At 54.9% G+C, this 16,688-nt stretch carries 14 protein-coding genes; 13 read left to right on the top strand and 1 reads right to left on the bottom strand.

All coding sequences use genetic code 11. From position 1 onward, the window contains the following. Nucleotides 1-549: 549 nt before the first annotated feature. From KK078_RS16350 to KK078_RS16410, 13 genes are all read left to right on the top strand, one after another. Nucleotides 550-699 (top strand): hypothetical protein, encoded by a 150-nt coding sequence (locus KK078_RS16350; protein WP_254091370.1) that lies wholly within the window; start codon nt 550-552, stop codon nt 697-699. Between the two features lie 87 nt (nt 700-786). Continuing rightward, nucleotides 787-1,674: a branched-chain amino acid transaminase gene (locus tag KK078_RS16355; protein WP_254091371.1), complete on the top strand. Its 888-nt coding sequence runs from the start codon at nt 787-789 to the stop codon at nt 1,672-1,674. 139 nt (nt 1,675-1,813) lie between these two features. Further along, nucleotides 1,814-3,499, top strand: a complete 1,686-nt coding sequence (gene ilvD / locus KK078_RS16360) for a dihydroxy-acid dehydratase (protein WP_254091372.1) — start codon at nt 1,814-1,816, stop codon at nt 3,497-3,499. Continuing rightward, the gene (ilvB, locus tag KK078_RS16365) at nt 3,474-5,240 is read left to right on the top strand and encodes a biosynthetic-type acetolactate synthase large subunit (protein ID WP_254091373.1); all 1,767 of its coding nucleotides are present in this window, start codon (nt 3,474-3,476) and stop codon (nt 5,238-5,240) included. Before ilvD ends, ilvB begins: the two co-directional genes overlap by 26 nt. 31 nt (nt 5,241-5,271) lie before the next feature. Then, the gene (locus tag KK078_RS16370; protein WP_254091374.1) at nt 5,272-5,568 is read left to right on the top strand and encodes an ACT domain-containing protein; all 297 of its coding nucleotides are present in this window, start codon (nt 5,272-5,274) and stop codon (nt 5,566-5,568) included. Between the two features lie 55 nt (nt 5,569-5,623). Continuing rightward, nucleotides 5,624-6,697: a ketol-acid reductoisomerase gene (ilvC, locus tag KK078_RS16375; protein ID WP_254091375.1), complete on the top strand. Its 1,074-nt coding sequence runs from the start codon at nt 5,624-5,626 to the stop codon at nt 6,695-6,697. Between the two features lie 55 nt (nt 6,698-6,752). Then, a complete protein-coding gene (gene ilvA, locus KK078_RS16380; RefSeq protein ID WP_254091376.1) occupies nt 6,753-8,006 on the top strand; it encodes a threonine ammonia-lyase IlvA in 1,254 nt (417 codons plus the stop codon). Between the two features lie 916 nt (nt 8,007-8,922). Further along, a complete protein-coding gene (gene leuC / locus KK078_RS16385; protein WP_254091377.1) occupies nt 8,923-10,329 on the top strand; it encodes a 3-isopropylmalate dehydratase large subunit in 1,407 nt (468 codons plus the stop codon). 28 nt (nt 10,330-10,357) lie between these two features. Continuing rightward, nucleotides 10,358-10,945 carry a 3-isopropylmalate dehydratase small subunit gene (gene leuD / locus KK078_RS16390; protein ID WP_254091378.1) on the top strand — a complete coding sequence of 196 codons (588 nt, stop codon included), beginning with the start codon at nt 10,358-10,360 and terminating at the stop codon, nt 10,943-10,945. A 51-nt stretch (nt 10,946-10,996) separates the two neighbouring features. After that, entirely contained in the window at nt 10,997-12,097 is a 1,101-nt protein-coding gene (leuB, locus tag KK078_RS16395) for a 3-isopropylmalate dehydrogenase (protein WP_254091379.1), read from the top strand. Nucleotides 12,098-12,158: 61 nt separating this feature from the next. Further along, on the top strand, nt 12,159-13,319 hold the full coding sequence (locus KK078_RS16400) for a 2-isopropylmalate synthase (RefSeq protein ID WP_254091380.1): 1,161 nt from the start codon (nt 12,159-12,161) through the stop codon (nt 13,317-13,319). 102 nt (nt 13,320-13,421) lie between these two features. After that, on the top strand, nt 13,422-14,255 hold the full coding sequence (locus KK078_RS16405; protein WP_254091381.1) for a sugar phosphate isomerase/epimerase family protein: 834 nt from the start codon (nt 13,422-13,424) through the stop codon (nt 14,253-14,255). A gap of 10 nt (nt 14,256-14,265) precedes the next feature. Next, a complete protein-coding gene (locus tag KK078_RS16410) occupies nt 14,266-15,408 on the top strand; it encodes an acyltransferase family protein (protein ID WP_254091382.1) in 1,143 nt (380 codons plus the stop codon). Between the two features lie 128 nt (nt 15,409-15,536). Here KK078_RS16410 and KK078_RS16415 read toward each other — a convergent pair whose 3' ends face one another. Then, nucleotides 15,537-16,454: an aspartyl protease family protein gene (locus tag KK078_RS16415; protein ID WP_254091383.1), complete on the bottom strand. Its 918-nt coding sequence runs from the start codon at nt 16,452-16,454 to the stop codon at nt 15,537-15,539. Between the last annotated feature and the right edge of the window lie 234 nt (nt 16,455-16,688).

The following is a 16,688-nucleotide window of genomic DNA, read 5'->3' on the forward strand; positions in this document are numbered from 1 at the left end:
CTTTGACCGTGCCACGTACTGTGTCCGACAACTGGCGGATGGCTGCGATCTCCTGACCGCCTTTGGACCAGCTAGCGTAGTCGGCAACGCGAACCCTATACACTCCCGCAGAACACTGCCTGATAATCGCTCCAGGGAAATTCTACACGGAGCAAGCTCCACGACTTACATCATCAGCTCGCATCTTCCAACTATATACTTTTTCCCTACTTAAGGAAAATATTTTCTGCCTTTCAGCCCTGAAAGGGCGTAATACAATAGCCCAGGCCAGAGCGACAGCGGAGGCCTGGGCAACAGGTAACACAGATACATAAGCCCTGAAAGGGCGTAACAATTTTTCTTCGCCCTCACATACACGGATTCGCCCACCCCATCCCCCAACTATATACTTTCCCCTACTTTTGGGGAAACATTCCAGCCTTCCCGAAAACGCTTGCGGAAGGAGGATGATCGGCGCAATCGAAAGCCTGTAACTGTCAACCTAACATTCGTTTTTGAGCTGATTTCGAAACATTTCCGGAAGTTTGCTTGAATGGTAAATGATAATTTGTGATAATTGTACTCGCACAGAATTTTATGATGAAAGATTCTAAAATAACCGAACGATCGTTAAGCCTCACAGGGCTGATCAACGGTACTGTGCTCGTCATCGTCGTCATTCTCGTCGTGGTCAAACCCGCGGGGGCGATGGTGATTTAAGATTTTAAACAAGATATCACGAACCGCCCCGACTACTCGGGGCGGTTTTGTTTTATACAGGCAACTACAAACTAACAGTTGTAAATTATGTACTACACGAAAGACACGATCCTTTTCCTGAATGGGAAATTTATCAAGGCGGTCGATGCCCATATTGATCTGTACAGTCAGACGCTGCACTATGGCTTCGGAGCGTTCGAGGGGATCCGTGCCTATCAGACCATGAACGGCACGAAGGTCTTCAAGGCCTACGAGCACTTCGAGCGCCTCAAGAAAAGCTGCGCCCTGGTCGGCATTCCGTTTCAGTACGAAACCGAAGAGCTGGTGCAAATTGCCTATCAACTGTTAGAGAAGAACGACCTGTCGGATGCTTACATCCGTCCGCTGGTGTATGGCGGCGCCAACATGCAGCTGACACAAACAAACGAAGTATACCTCATGATGTGTGCGTGGGAGTGGGACAAGTACCATGGCGACAAACATCTCAAGATGTGCATCTCGTCGTATCAGCGTCCGAACCCCGGTGCGCTGAAGGTCGAAGCCAAAGTAACCGGACATTATGTGAACTCGATCCTGGCCACCAGCGAAGCCAAAGTACGCGGCTACGACGAAGCCCTCATGCTCGACATGAACGGCAACATCGCCGAAGCGCCCGGCGCCAACTTCTTCCTGGAGAAAGACGGTGTGTTGTACACGCCGGCCCTCGGCCATATCCTGCCGGGCATCACCCGGCAAACCGTCCTGAACATTTGCCGCGAGCTGGACATCCCGGTAAAAGAAAAACAGCTCCGGCCCGAAGAGCTGGAAGCCGCCGACAGCGCCTTTTTGTGTGGCACCGCGGCCGAAATAGTAGGTATCGAGTCCGTTGATGCAAAACCTTTTAAGAAAGAATGGTTTGACAGTTTAGGGGCGACCGTACAGGAAGCTTACAAGTGTCAAGTATTGGAGAAATCATTTAGCTACGTCATCATCTAGACAACCAGATGGTCCGTGGAGGCGGAGTATTCAAGCTCGGAATACTCCTGCCGTCCACGAGTGCCGGCGGTGATAAAGAGAAGAGAGATCAGCAGGGGAGAAAATTTTTTAAACTAAGGATCATTATATAGTCAACAACGTGAGTACAGAATTGAATAAGTACAGTAAGACACTGACCCAGGACCCGACCCTACCTGCCGCACAGGCGATGCTCTACGGCATTGGCCTGACGGACGAAGACATGCAGAAGGCGCAGGTAGGCATCGTGAGCACGGGTTTCGACGGCAACACCTGCAACATGCACCTCAACGGGCTGGCGCAGGATGTAAAGAAGTCGGTATGGGCGAGTGACCTGGTAGGATTGGTCTTCAACACCATCGGCGTCAGCGACGGCATCAGCAACGGTACGGCTGGCATGCGTTATTCGCTGGTGAGCCGCGACATCATTGCCGATTCGATCGAAGCCGTGTGCGGCGCGCAATATTACGACGGCCTAGTCGCCATCATGGGCTGCGACAAGAACATGCCGGGTGCGCTCATCGCGATGGGCCGGTTGAACCGCCCCGCCCTCATGGTATACGGCGGCACGATCGCCGGTGGCCATTACAAAGGCCAGGAACTGAACATCATCTCGTCGTTCGAAGCGCTCGGCAAAAAGCTCGCCGGCACCATCAGCGACGAGGATTATAAAGGCATCATCAAAAACTCCTGCCCCGGCGCCGGCGCCTGTGGGGGGATGTACACCGCCAACACCATGGCCTCGGCCATCGAAGCGATGGGCATGTCGCTGCCCAACTCTTCGTCTAACCCGGCGATTGACCCGTCGAAGAAAGAGGAATGCGCCGCCGTGGGCAAGGCGATTCACAACCTGCTGAAGCTGGACCTCAAGCCCCGCGACATCATGACGCGCAAGGCCTTCGAAAACGCCATCACGGTCGTCATGGCCACCGGCGGCTCGACAAACGCCGTCCTTCACCTCATCGCCATGGCCAAAGCCGTAGACGTAGAGCTTACCCAGGACGACTTCCAGAAGATCTCCGACCGCATCCCGCTGCTCGCCGACTTCAAGCCGAGCGGCACGCACCTCATGGGCGCATTGCACAAGGTTGGCGGCATGTCGTCGGTATTGAAGTACCTGTTGGAAAAAGGCTTCCTGCATGGCGACTGCATCACCGTCACCGGCAAGACCCTTGCTGAAAATGTGAAAGATGCACCGAGCCTCGTCTTCGGCGAAAACAACGTGATCTTCCCCGTAGAGACACCGCTCAAGCCCACCGCCCACTTACAGATCCTCTACGGCAACCTGGCCGAGAAAGGCTCCGTCGCCAAGATCACCGGCAAAGAAGGCGAACGCTTCAAAGGACCCGCCCGCGTCTTCAACGGCGAGTTTGAATTGATCGACGGCATCCAGAACGGCCGCGTAAAATCCGGTGACGTGGTCGTGATCCGCTACGTCGGACCGAAAGGCGCCCCCGGCATGCCCGAGATGCTGAAGCCCACGTCGGCCATCATGGGCTCGGGCCTGGGCAAGAGCGTGGCTATGATCACCGACGGTCGCTTCTCCGGCGGCTCGCACGGATTTGTGATCGGCCACATCGTACCCGAAGCCTTCGCCGGCGGCCTCATCGCCCTCGTGGAAGACGACGACCTCATTGAAATCGATATTACGAATCATTCCATCAACCTGTTGGTCGATGAGAAGACGATAGCCCTACGCAGAGCGGCGTGGAAACAACCCGCGCTGAACGTTAAGAATGGAGTTTTATGGAAGTATGCTAAACAAGTAAAAACTGCTGCTGATGGATGCGTTACTGACGAAGAATAAACCGGCCGTCGCTGTAGCCAGCGAGGTTGAAACCGCCAAGAAGATCACGGGATCGGAAGTGCTGCTCAACTCGCTCGTGGCGGAAGGTGTTGACATAATTTTTGGTTACCCCGGCGGAGCCATTATGCCTGTATACGATGCGTTGTACGGCTATGCCGACCGCCTCAACCATATCCTCGTGCGCCACGAGCAAGGCGCCATACACGCCGCCCAGGGCTTTGCCCGCGTATCGGGCCGTACGGGTGTGGTGTTTGCCACCTCGGGTCCCGGTGCGACCAACCTGGTGACGGGTCTGGCCGATGCGCTGATCGACTCGACGCCGCTGGTCTGCATCACCGGCCAGGTGTTTGCGCACCTGCTGGGCACGGATGCCTTCCAGGAAACCGATGTGGTCAATACTACTATTCCGGTCACGAAGTGGAATATCCAGGTGGCGGAAGCGAAGGACATTGCGCCGGCCGTGGCAAAGGCATTTTATATTGCCCGCACGGGCCGTCCCGGTCCGGTGCTGATCGATATCACCAAGAATGCGCAGAATGAAATGATCGCGGAGCAGCCCCACAAGAAGTGCGAGGAGATCCGTACCTATAAGCCGAAGCCGGTGCTGCAGCAAGCGCAGGTCGACAAGGCCGCCGAGCTGATCAACGGCGCCAAGCGCCCGTATATCCTGGCAGGCCAGGGTGTCTTGCTGTCGGGTGCGACAGACGCGCTGGTGGCCCTCTCTGAGAAGACCGGCATACCGGTGGCCTGTACGTTGCTCGGACTGGGCGCTTTCCCGGCGGACCATCCCAACTATGTCGGCTACCTGGGCATGCACGGCAACTACGGCCCGAACATCAATACCAACGAATGCGACGTGCTGATCGGCATCGGTATGCGCTTTGACGACCGTGTCACAGGCAACGTGAGTAAGTACGCCAAGCAAGCGCAGGTGGTGCACATCGACATCGATAAGGCCGAGATCAACAAGATCATCCCGACGGCGGCGTATGTGCATGCCGATGCGAAAGAAGCTATCCAGGCATTGCAGTCGAAGTGTAACGCCGGCAAGCATGCCGATTGGGTGGAGAGCTTCCACAAGCTGAATAAGATCGAATTCGACAAGGTCATACACCCCGAGTGTAACCCTTCGGGCAAGATCACCATGGGAGAAGTGATCAGCAACCTGTCGACGTTGTCGCACGGTGAGGCGATCGTCGTGACGGACGTAGGCCAGCACCAGATGGTGACCTCGCGTTATTATCAATACAAGAATCCGCGCACGAACGTAACGTCAGGGGGAGCGGGTACCATGGGCTTCGCATTGCCGGCCGCGCTCGGCGCCAAGCTGGCGATACCGCAGAAGCAAGTCGTGGCCGTGATCGGCGACGGCGGTTTCCAGATGACGCTGCAAGAGCTGGGTACCATCATGCAATACGACATCCCTGTAAAGGTGATGGTGCTGAACAACAGCTTCCTGGGCATGGTGCGTCAGTGGCAGCAGCTGTTCCACGGCAAGCGTTATTCGTTCACCGAAATGACGAACCCCAACTTCATCAAGCTGGCAGAAGCCTATAGCATTAAAGCCCGTAAGGTGGAGGCACGCGAAGATCTACAAGACGCCCTGAAAGAAATGCTGGCTTCGAAGACCTCGTACTTCCTGGAAGTAGTAGTAGGCAAAGAAGACAACGTATTCCCGATGGTACCGGCAGGGGCCGGCGTCGCCGATGTACTGCTGGAGGCACCGGAAGGCTGCAAGTAAACCTGACGGAGGTTAGACCAAAGATTGAGACATGAAACAGGATTTCACATTAGAGATACATTCGGATAACAACTTTTCGGTGATCAACCGGATCGTCAACATCCTGAACCGCCGCCGGGTGCGCATTAAACGGTTGCTGGCCCACGAAGCGGAAGATGATTTTCGTCGCGGTACCGCCGTGTTGCTGCTGTTCGCGACGGAAGACATGATGGAAAAAGTAAAACATCAGGTAGAAAAGCTCATAGAAGTAGAGCAGGCGTTGTATTATACCGGCAGCGCCTTGTACTGCGAGCTGAGCGCAAAACACAGCGTGATCGAAAACGCATAACATCAGAAAGCACCTATTCTTAACAGTAAAACATAAACAATTAAACACATAGAAAATGGCTAAGATTAATTTTGGCGGAACTATAGAAGAAGTAGTTACACGGGAAGAGTTTCCGATGGAAAAGGCCCTGGACGTATTGAAGAACGAGACCATCGCCATCATCGGCTATGGCGTACAAGGCCCTGCACAGGCATTGAACCTGCGCGACAACGGATTTAAAGTGATCGTAGGCCAACGCAAAGGCTCCAAGACCTGGGACAAGGCTGTAGAGCACGGCTGGGTACCGGGCGAAACGCTGTTCGAGATCGAAGAAGCCGCCAAGCGTGGTACCATCCTCGAGTTCCTGCTGTCAGACGCCGGCCAGATTGCCCTGTGGCCTACCATTAAGCCTTTCCTGACCAAAGGTAAAACACTGTATTTCTCACACGGCTTTGGCATCACCTTCAAAGACCAGACCGGCATCGTGCCTCCGGCCGATATCGACGTAGTACTCGCTGCACCCAAAGGTTCAGGTACTTCGGTACGCCGTCTGTTCCTCCAGGGCAAAGGGATCAACTCCAGCTACGCCGTATTCCAGGATGCATCCGGTAACGCCACACAGAAGGCCATCGCCCTCGGTATCGGCGTAGGCTCAGGCTACCTGTTCCAGACAGATTTCAAGAAAGAAGTATATTCCGACCTGTCGGGCGAGCGTGGTACACTCATGGGTGCTATCGCCGGTATCTTCGAAGCACAATACGAAGTACTGCGCGCCAACGGCCACTCACCGTCAGAAGCCTTCAACGAAACCGTAGAAGAGCTGACACAAAGCCTCATGCCCCTCGTAGCCGAGAACGGTATGGACTGGATGTATGCCAACTGCTCTACGACCGCACAACGCGGTGCGCTGGACTGGAAGAAAAAATTCAAAGCCGCTACCTTGCCTGTGTTCCAGGAACTGTACAAGAGCGTGGCGACCGGCGAAGAAGCCCGCCGTACGATCGATACCTGCAGCAAGCCGGATTACCGCGAGAAGCTTGCCGAAGAGCTGAAAGAGCTTCGCGAAAGCGAGCTCTGGCAGGCAGGCGCCGCGGTGCGCCAGCTGAGACCTGAAAAGAACCAGGTGGAAGCCAGCATGATCAACTCATAATTCAGATCAATGTGCAGGTAGAAAATACCTGCACATTGTTTTTACGACAATACCCATGGTATCAGATAAACAAACGGAAAGCCTCGACGTCAACGCAGCGGCCGCCGTGCTCAAGTCCATCGCGTTGAAGACCCCGTTGCAGTTCCACCGCAAGCTCTCCGAAAAATTCAAGGCGGAGGTCTACCTCAAGCGTGAAGACCTGCAGGTTGTTCGCTCGTACAAGCTGCGGGGCGCCTATAATCTCATTCAAAGCCTGACCGCCGACCAGCGCCAGCGCGGTGTGGTCTGCGCCAGCGCGGGCAACCACGCCCAGGGCGTAGCCTTCTCGTGCCGCCAGCTGGACATTCGCGGCGTGATCTATATGCCGGCCATTACGCCCAAGCAGAAGATCAACCAGGTGAAGATGTTCGGTGGCGAAAACATCGAGATCGTGCTGATCGGCGATACGTTTGACGAGTGCCAGGCACATGCGCTGGCGTTTACGCAAGCCAACAACATGGTGTTTATTCCGCCGTTCGACCACCTCAAGGTGATCGAGGGGCAAGGTACTGTCGGCAAAGAAGTGCTCGACGAGCTGAGCGACATCGACTATATGTTTGTGCCGATCGGCGGCGGCGGTCTGTGCGCCGGCGTAGGGCAATATTTCAAACTGTTTTCACCGAAGACAAAGATCATCGGCGTGGAGCCCCTCGGTGCACCGTCGATGAAAGAAGCGCTGAAGGCCGGCCACCCGGTGGTGCTCGATACCATTCAACGCTTTGTAGACGGCGCTGCCGTAAAAAAGGTAGGCGACCTGACCTTTGCCCTGAGCAAAGACCTGCTGTCGGATATGCTGCTGGTGCCGGAAGGCAAGGTAAGCACGACGATCCTCCAGCTGTACAACGAAGATGCTATCGTGGCAGAGCCGGCGGGCGCATTGTCTATCGCCGCGCTGGAGCAGTATGCGGATCAGATCAAAGGCAAGAAGGTAGTATGTATCCTCAGCGGCGGTAACAACGACATCGACCGCATGCAGGAGATCAAAGAACGCTCGCTGCTGTATGAAGGTTTAAAACATTACTTTATCGTGCGTTTTGCGCAGCGCCCCGGCGCGTTGAAGCAATTCGTAAACGAGATCCTCGGCCCGACGGACGACATCGTTCGGTTCGAGTTCATCCAGAAGCACAACAAAGAATCGGGGCCGGCGCTGATCGGCATCGAGCTGAAGTCGAAGGATGACTTTCATACGCTCATTGCCCGCATGGACAGCCACAAGCTGAACTATACGCTGGTGAACCAAAACGAGAACCTATTCGAATACCTGGTGTAAACTGGCGCAACTCTGAGCGCGCAGCGCGGAGACTTGTGCCTGCATCTGTTGGCAGTTTATACTGCCCGGGCGTAGCCCGACTGTATAAGCACTCGTGACGCTACGTAAGTAGCGAATCACAGGCCGCTAAGTAAAATACGTAGATCGTCGTATTGACCGCGGGGCGCACGCTGTCGATTTTTATCCTCTGATAAACCGATGACAAAAAAATAAAAGATAAGAGCAGACCCTCTTTATGAAAATGGTGTCCCGAAGCACATGCGGGTCGCGCCGGCAGAACAATCCAGAGCCTGTTCCTGTTGGTAGCGCCGCTGGCGCGGGGCACCTTTTCAGCTTTAGCCCTGAAAGGGCGAGACACATCAGCCCAGGCTGTAGGCCTGGGTCTGTCACCGTAACCGAATGCATAGCCCTGAAAGGGCGTAACAATTCGAGGCACGCACACAGCTAACGCACCTGCGACTAGCACCGGTCGCTGGCTCGCACACTGGCGCCGGTGTTGCGCCCAGCGAAGCGCAGGCGTATCACCGGTGCCTTGTATGGTGGCGGTCTCCCGACCGCCTTTCGACCAGGAACACAAAGGAACTACTCTCCCCACCTCATCGTTATATATCCGCAGGGAGTTAACGTTCCTATACTATACTACCTAGTGGTTGTTAGGAATGATAAAAAAATGTTAACAATTCGTTGATGCACGCCCTAACTTTTGTGATCTTCGTGTATAAGAACCCTCGTTGATTTTACATTGACAAAACAAACAGGCTTCGGCCTGAATTGAATAGAAAATACCGAAAGCAACCGTCACCGTCCCGATACCCTCGGGACGGTTTCGTTTTTTTTAGGCTGGAGCAAACTAACAGTTGTTACTGCTTCGGGATTTTCAGGAAAAAACTAAAGGATTTTACAGACACAAAAACAAATGAGTCAACCAAAAACACTGTTCGACAAGCTCTGGGATGCGCACGTGGTGAAGAAAAGCGAAGGCTATCCGGATGTGTTGTTCATCGACCGTCATTTCATTCACGAAGTAACCAGCCCGCAGGCGTTTGACGGTCTGCGCAAGCGCGGTATCCCCGTGTTTAATCCCAGCCGCACCACGGCGGTTCCCGACCACAACGTGCCCACGCTGGAGCAGCACCTGCCCATCAAAGAAGCGCTTTCCCGCCACCAGGTAGAAACGCTGCGCAAGAACACAGCCGAATTTGGCATCACGCTGTATGACCTGGGTCATCCGTACCAGGGCATCGTACACATCATCGGCCCCGAGCTGGGCCTTACGCTGCCGGGTATGACGATCGTCTGCGGCGACAGCCATACGTCCACGCACGGCGCGTTTGGTAACATCGCGTTCGGTATCGGCACCAGCGAAGTTGAACAAGTATTGTCCACACAGTGTATTTTACAGTACCGTCCTAAAACAATGCGGATCGAGATCAACGGCACGCTGGGCAAAGGTGTGGTAGCAAAAGATATCATCCTGTATGTGATCTCCAAGATCTCTGCCAGCGGTGCTACGGGCTACTTCGTGGAATACGCCGGCGACGCCATTCGCAACCTGTCCATGGAAGCGCGGATGACGATCTGTAACATGAGCATTGAAATGGGGGCTCGCGGGGGCCTGATCGCGCCCGACGAAACCACCTTCAACTACATCAAAGGTCGCAAGTTCGCCCCCCAGGGTGCCGAGTTCGACCGCCAGGTAGAAGCATGGAAAAAGCTGAAGACCGACGAAGGCGCTACGTACGACGCCGTGCTGAAATACGACGCCGCCGACATCGCCCCGATGATCACCTACGGAACAAACCCGGGCATGGGCATTAAGGTCATGGACCGCATTCCGACCGTAGAAGAGCTGAAAGACGTAACCGAACAAGCTTCGTTTAAAAAGTCGCTGGAATATATGGGCCTCGAGCCCGGCTCGCAACTGTTGGGCAAGGCGGTGGACTACGTGTTCATCGGCAGCTGTACCAATGCCCGCATCGAAGACCTGCGCGCCGTGGCGTCACTGGTGAAAGGCCGCAAGAAGGCCGAGAACGTAGAGGTATGGGTAGTGCCGGGTTCCAAACAGGTAGAAGAACAAGCCCGCAAGGAAGGCCTCGACAAAGTCTTCGAGGAGGCTGGTTTCCAGCTGCGCCAGCCCGGCTGCTCGGCTTGTCTCGGCATGAACGAAGACAAGATCCCCGCGGGTAAATATTGCATCAGCACGTCAAACCGCAATTTCGAAGGACGTCAGGGACCGAAATCCCGCACCTTTCTCGCCAGCCCGCTCAGCGCCGCCGCCGCGGCCATCACGGGTAAAGTAACAGATGTACGGAGCCTGGTATAATTCCTTCTGGAGCGAAACGAAAGCATTTATGTCGAAAGAAAAATTCACTACTCTGAAAAGCTCGGCCGTACCACTGCCGATCGAAAATATTGATACCGACCAGATCATACCCGCGCGCTTTCTGAAAGCCACCACGCGCGACGGATTTGGCGACAACCTCTTCCGCGACTGGCGCTACAACAGCGACGACACGCCCAAGGCAGATTTTGTTTTGAACGATAAGACCTATACCGGCAAGATCCTGGTCGCCGGCAAAAACTTCGGTTGCGGCAGCAGCCGCGAGCACGCAGCCTGGGCCATTGCCGATTATGGCTTCCGTGTCGTGATCTCGAGCTTCTTTGCCGACATCTTCAAGAACAACGCGTTGAACAACGCCACCCTGCCGATCCAGGTAACAGACGCTTTTCTAAAAAGCGTATTTGCGGCGATCGAAAAAGATCCGAACACGCTCATTACCGTAGACCTCGAAAACCAGCGCGTAACGCTGGCGGACGGTACGTCGGAGCCGTTCGACATCAATGCGTACAAGAAAACGTGCCTGGCCAACGGGTACGACGACATTGATTACCTCCTGAGCCTGCGCGAGGAGATCCGCCAGTTTGATGTAGCGCACTAACTCTTAACCCTAAACCGATACTTGCTGCGTTGCAGCAAGCCCGTAAGAAAAATGAAAAAGAAAATCGTAATCCTTCCCGGCGACGGCATTGGAAAAGAAGTGACGGCCTGTGGCAAGAAAGTGCTGGAGCAGGTAGCCGAATGTTTCGGTCACCAGTTCTCGTTCGACTATGCTACCATCGGCCACGAGGCGATCGAAGCGACCGGCACACCGCTGCCGGATGCTTCCCTGGAGAAGATGAAGAACTGCGATGCCGTATTGTTCGGCGCTGTAGGGCACCCGAAGTATGACAACGACCCGTCGGCGAAAGTGCGCCCGGAGCAAGGTTTGCTCAAGATGCGCAAGGAGCTGGGCCTGTATGCCAACCTGCGCCCCATCAAATTGTTTGATGAGCTGCTCGGGGCGTCCAGCATTAAGCCCGAGATCCTGAAAGGTGCCGATATCCTCTTCTTCCGCGAGCTGACCGGCGACGTATACTTTGGCGAGCGCGGCCGCAAGGACGAAGGCAAGACGGCGTACGATACCATGATCTACTCGCGTTATGAAGTAGAGCGCATCGCACACAAAGCATTCAAGGCGGCGCTGACCCGCGGTAAGAAAGTTACGTCGGTCGACAAAGCCAACGTGCTGGAAAGCTCACGCCTTTGGCGCGAGGTGGTACAAGACGTAGCACGTCAATACCCGGATGTAGAAGTAGAGCACATGTTTGTAGACGCTGCCGCCATGAAGCTGATCCAGAACCCGCGCGGCTTTGACGTAGTGGTGACAGGCAACCTGTTTGGTGATATCCTCACAGACGAGGCCTCGCAGATCGCCGGCTCCATGGGCATGCTGGCCTCGGCATCTATAGGCGACACCGTCGGGCTATACGAGCCGATCCACGGCAGTGCGCACGACATTACCGGTAAAGGGATTGCCAACCCGCTGGCGTCGATCCTGTCGGCGGCGTTGCTGCTGGATATTTCCTTCGGTTTAAAAGAAGAGTCGGAAACGGTGATCAAGGCGGTGGAGAAGACGCTGCGCGAAGGATACCGCACCCGTGATATTGCCGATGCCACGACGGCCCATGAGAAGATCCTGGGTACGGAGGTGATGGGCAATGTAGTATGCAACAACGCCCGCATGCTGGTCAACTGCCAGGTAGCGGTATAGATACGAACGCAGACGCCACCACTTATATATAAACGAACATCAAAAGTCTTATTTCCAAACCATGAGCAGAAAAATTGAAATCTTCGACACTACGCTGCGCGATGGCGAGCAAGTGCCCGGCTGTCAATTGTCAACCGAAGAAAAGGTCGTCATAGCACGGGAGCTTGAGCTACTCGGTGTAGATGTGATCGAGGCAGGTTTCCCGATCTCGAGCCCTGGCGACTTTCTTTCCGTGGTGGAGCTTTCCAAAGCGGTGAGCACCGGTATCTGTGCGCTGACCCGGTCTAAAAAAGAAGATATCGATGTGGCTGCCGAAGCCCTGCACCATGCGAAGCGTGGCCGGATCCATACAGGCATCGGTTCGTCGGATATCCACATTAAAACCAAATTCAACAGCAGCCGCGAGAAGGTTCTCGAACAAGGCGTATGGGCCGTTAGTTATGCCAAGGCCAAGGGCTATGAAGTCGAGTTCTTTGCCGAAGACGCCGGCCGTGCCGACCTGGCCTTCCTGGCACAGATGGTGGAAGCCGTTATCGCTGCCGGTGCCGACGTGGTGAACATACCCGACACGACGGGCTACTGCCTGCCGCACCTGTATGGCAAACGCATTCAGTACCTGTTCGAGCATGTGAAGAACATTCACAAGGCTACGATCTCGGTGCATTGCCACAACGACCTGGGCATGGCTACCGCCAACACCATGGCCGGCCTGATCGCCGGCGCGGGACAGGCCGAAGTGACCATCAACGGTATCGGCGAGCGCGCGGGCAACACGTCGCTGGAAGAAGTAGCGATGATCATCCGCACGCACAAAGACCTGGATTTACATACCAACATCGTTTCAGAGCGTCTTTACGGTGTCAGCAACCTGGTGTCGGACATGATGCGCATGCCCGTGCAGCCCAACAAGGCCATCGTGGGGGCGAATGCGTTCGCGCACTCGTCGGGCATACACCAGGACGGCTTCCTGAAGAACTCGGAGAACTACGAGATCATCAACCCTTCCGACGTGGGCGTGCCGACATCGTCGATCGTGCTCACGGCCCGCAGCGGTCGCGCGGCGCTGAAGCACCGCCTGGAGTTACTGGGCTACCAGCCGAGCAAGCCCGAGCTGGATCAGCTGTACGAAGCATTCCTGATCGTGGCCGACGAAAAGAAAAATGTCAACGACGCAGACCTGATGGTGATCGCCGCGAACACCTCCCTGCTGGTACAGAAATAGTTTCAAGCCAAACCTCCCAAACCCCAAAAGGCATCATCGCAAGGTGATGCCTTTTTGCTGGTTCCGTTCTTTCCGCTACCTTCATGTCCGGAACCGCCTGCTATGCAACCCTCTCTGAAAAGTCTCTGCTTTTTAGTCATACTTCTTATTTCCGTATCCCGGCTGAACGCCCAGGAGATCGGCTTACAATTGTACAGTTTACGCCATCAGTTTGCGAAGGACGTGCCCGGCACCATGGCCAAAGTGGAGGCGATGGGCATCCGCGAGGTGGAAATGGCGGGCACGTATGGGCTGGCGTTTCCCGAAATGATCAAGCTGATCGCCAAGCACAAGCTCCAGGTCATCAGCTTTGGCGCCGACTTCGAGCGCCTGGAAAAGGCCCCCCAGCAGGTAGCCGACGAGGCACGGGCGTACGGCGCCAAGTTCGTGGTATGCGCCTGGATCCCGTTCGGGGATATGTTCGACTCCGACGATGTGAACTACGCGGCATCGGTCTTTAACGAGGCCGGCAAGGTGATGGCGCGCAACGGCCTGCTGCTGTGTTACCATCCGCATGGCTACGAGTTTCAACCCTACGAGTCGGGCACCGTGTTCGACTATATGGTAGACGCGCTGGACTCGCGGTATGTATACTTTGAAATGGATGTGTTCTGGATCAAACAGGCCGGGCAGGACCCGGTGGCGTTGCTGAAGAAATATTCCACCCGTTGGGTATTGCTGCACCTGAAGGACCGCAAGCGCGGTACGCCCAATAGCCACGACGGTAAGGCGCCTGACGAAACCAACGTGGTGCTGGGCCAGGGCGATGTGGGCATTGCAGCGGTGATGAAAGAGGCAAAGACGATGGGCATCCAGCATTTTTTTATTGAAGACGAATCGCCCAAAGCCGAACAGCAGATTCCGAAGAGCCTGGCCTATCTCAAAACCTTAAAATAGAACGGCCTCCATGCAGGAGACTATACCTCGTAAGAGATACTTTGAAAACCTGGACGGTCTGCGGTTTCTCCTGGCACTTGTCGTGTTCCTTTCACACTCGCAATTTGGCGCAGCCCTCAAGGAAGTTTGTAACAGTGACTTTTTAAAGCGGTTCATCGAAGTATTCACCACCGGATATTACGGCGTGTCATTCTTTTTCGTGCTGAGCGGCTTCCTCATTACCTACCTCATGCTCGAGGAACAGGAGACAACAAGCTACTTCAATGTACGAAACTTCTATATCCGCCGCATCCTCCGCATCTGGCCGGTATACTACGCCGCGCTGCTTTTTTCATTCGTGCTCTATCCCCTGGTAAAAGTCTACGTGGGCTACACCGATCAGAACCCGTACAACTTCCTCTACCAGGCATTCTTCCTGGCGAACTTCGACAGTATACACGTCCGCGAAGCGGGACTGGCCGATGTTGCACCAATGATGGTCGGTATAAACTGGTCGGTGTCGGTAGAAGAACAATTTTATGTGGTCTGGCCGCTACTCTTTCTGGTGTTCCGTGGTAAAAAATTCATCGTGGCGGTGGTCATTACATTTATTACAAGCTGTTTGTTCCGCGGCGCGGATATCAGCCCGGCTGCCCTATACTACCATACACTTTCGATGGCGGCAGACCTGGCGTTGGGGGCGGGATTTGCCTACCTGGCGTTTTATCGCGAAGCTGCGGTGATCGGATTCTTTAAGCGCCTACCGCGTATTGCCGTGATCCTGGCATACGCCGCGGGTATCCTGTTCATGATGTACCGGGACCGGCTGTTACCGGGTCTTCACGGGCTGGTATTTCCGCGTGTCATCAACACGTTGTTCTATAGCTTTATTATCCTCGAGCAGTGCTATTCGCCCCACTCCTTCTATAAGTTCTCGCACGCCAAACGCATGTCCTCGTTTGGCAAGTACACCTACGCACTGTACATGCTCCATCCCATCGGCATCCAGGCCGCGATCATCCTTTTTCGGTACGCCGGCCTGGACCGCGAAACCAGTTTCGGGATGGCCATGCTGTACGTACTGATCGCTCTCCTGGTGGCGATGCCGTTGTCAATGGCTAGCTACCACCTGATGGAAAAGAAATTTCTCGCCCTCCGAAAGAAATTCTATTAGGCCAACACAGCCCTGTAAGGGCGCAACAAATTAGCCCAGGCAGGCGCGTCACCGGTGCCAAGTACTTGTCCGACAACTGGCCGATGGCTGCGGTCTCTGACCGCCTTTTACCGGTTGGATAAAGATGTTTACGCCCGAATGCTCTTAAACCCCGCATACCCCTTGCAATAGTTTAACACGAGCCGGTATTCCTTCAGCACTTCCATACCCACCGACGCATAGTTCTGCCATTGCGCATAAATGATACCGGTTGTGAGATTTTTCATTTCCATGGACGCCAGGAGCAGTTTATCCGACAGTGTCTCATAGCCTTTGATCAAACCATTGAACCCGCGGCCCAGCGTGCGTGACGGGCCCTTGCGATAGCTGCACAGGTCAGTCGTCTTTAATAGCAGACCGCGGGCAGAGCCAGTGTCGATCATGAGGTTGCAAGCCTGGCCTTTCTCCTGCTTTTGGAGAAAGACCGTGGCTTGTATCAGGGGGCGCGAGTCGGTGACTTCAATCGGTACATGCTGATAGCCGTCGGGCAGGGAGGCCGTGGCGGCGGGGCGCAGGGTTATTTCCTGGTTGCCGGGATGCAGCTCCACTTCAAATTTGATAAACAGGTCGTAGCCGATCACGCCGTGTACATTCGGATATTCACTGAAGAGATTCTGCTCGGGAATGATCACGACGGGGATGCGGTTGCCGAGCACGGCGTCGATCGCTACTGTGTTGCCGAGGGAGAGCTTGCCTTGTACCGTGCGGCCGGTGCCGAGGCCGGAGAACTCTACGTGGCGGTTGGGCTCGGTACGAAACAGCTTGCTGAATTTTTTTCCGAACAGTACGAGGTTGCGACAGCCGGTGTCAAGTATCAGGTTGACCTGTATGGAGTCGTTGATGCGTACGGGCAGTACGATGAGGTTGTTGATGACGGTATAGTTGAACTTTGTTTCCCGCAGGTGTGAAGGGAGATAAAACCCTGCTTCGGTCGGTGTGTGGAGCGCAAAACACGGTGTGCCCAGCAAGAGCACGCCTGCGACGATGATCCGGTAAAATGTAGCCATACCCAGTGTGATTAGGCTATGAAACTACCGGAATGCTATCGGCTGGGAAACACGCAGAAAGGCTGATTTTTATACCGCACCGAAAGCGGCATGCCGTGGCGCGTCCAAAGGGTTACACAAGAAGTCGGTAGGTGGAAGGGTAAATATACCGCGATTCTCTCCCGCGGCCTGCGGTACAAACAAAAGAGGCGCCCCTTTACGGAACGCCTCTTTGTTATAACATCTATACTATAT

Source organism: Dawidia soli, assembly GCF_018598185.1.
GTDB lineage: Bacteria > Bacteroidota > Bacteroidia > Cytophagales > Cyclobacteriaceae > Ohtaekwangia > Ohtaekwangia soli.

Excerpts from the sequence above, each read along its gene's own strand:
- KK078_RS16355 (WP_254091371.1), top strand. The coding sequence starts at position 787 with ATGTACTACACGAAAGACACGATCCTTTTCCTGAATGGGAAATTTATC.
- ilvB (WP_254091373.1), top strand. The coding sequence starts at position 3,474 with ATGGATGCGTTACTGACGAAGAATAAACCGGCCGTCGCTGTAGCCAGC.
- KK078_RS16370 (WP_254091374.1), top strand. The coding sequence starts at position 5,272 with ATGAAACAGGATTTCACATTAGAGATACATTCGGATAACAACTTTTCG.
- ilvC (WP_254091375.1), top strand. The coding sequence starts at position 5,624 with ATGGCTAAGATTAATTTTGGCGGAACTATAGAAGAAGTAGTTACACGG.
- ilvA (WP_254091376.1), top strand. The coding sequence starts at position 6,753 with ATGGTATCAGATAAACAAACGGAAAGCCTCGACGTCAACGCAGCGGCC.
- leuC (WP_254091377.1), top strand. The coding sequence starts at position 8,923 with ATGAGTCAACCAAAAACACTGTTCGACAAGCTCTGGGATGCGCACGTG.
- leuD (WP_254091378.1), top strand. The coding sequence starts at position 10,358 with ATGTCGAAAGAAAAATTCACTACTCTGAAAAGCTCGGCCGTACCACTG.
- leuB (WP_254091379.1), top strand. The coding sequence starts at position 10,997 with ATGAAAAAGAAAATCGTAATCCTTCCCGGCGACGGCATTGGAAAAGAA.
- KK078_RS16400 (WP_254091380.1), top strand. The coding sequence starts at position 12,159 with ATGAGCAGAAAAATTGAAATCTTCGACACTACGCTGCGCGATGGCGAG.
- KK078_RS16405 (WP_254091381.1), top strand. The coding sequence starts at position 13,422 with ATGCAACCCTCTCTGAAAAGTCTCTGCTTTTTAGTCATACTTCTTATT.
- KK078_RS16410 (WP_254091382.1), top strand. The coding sequence starts at position 14,266 with ATGCAGGAGACTATACCTCGTAAGAGATACTTTGAAAACCTGGACGGT.
- KK078_RS16415 (WP_254091383.1), bottom strand. The coding sequence starts at position 16,454 with ATGGCTACATTTTACCGGATCATCGTCGCAGGCGTGCTCTTGCTGGGC.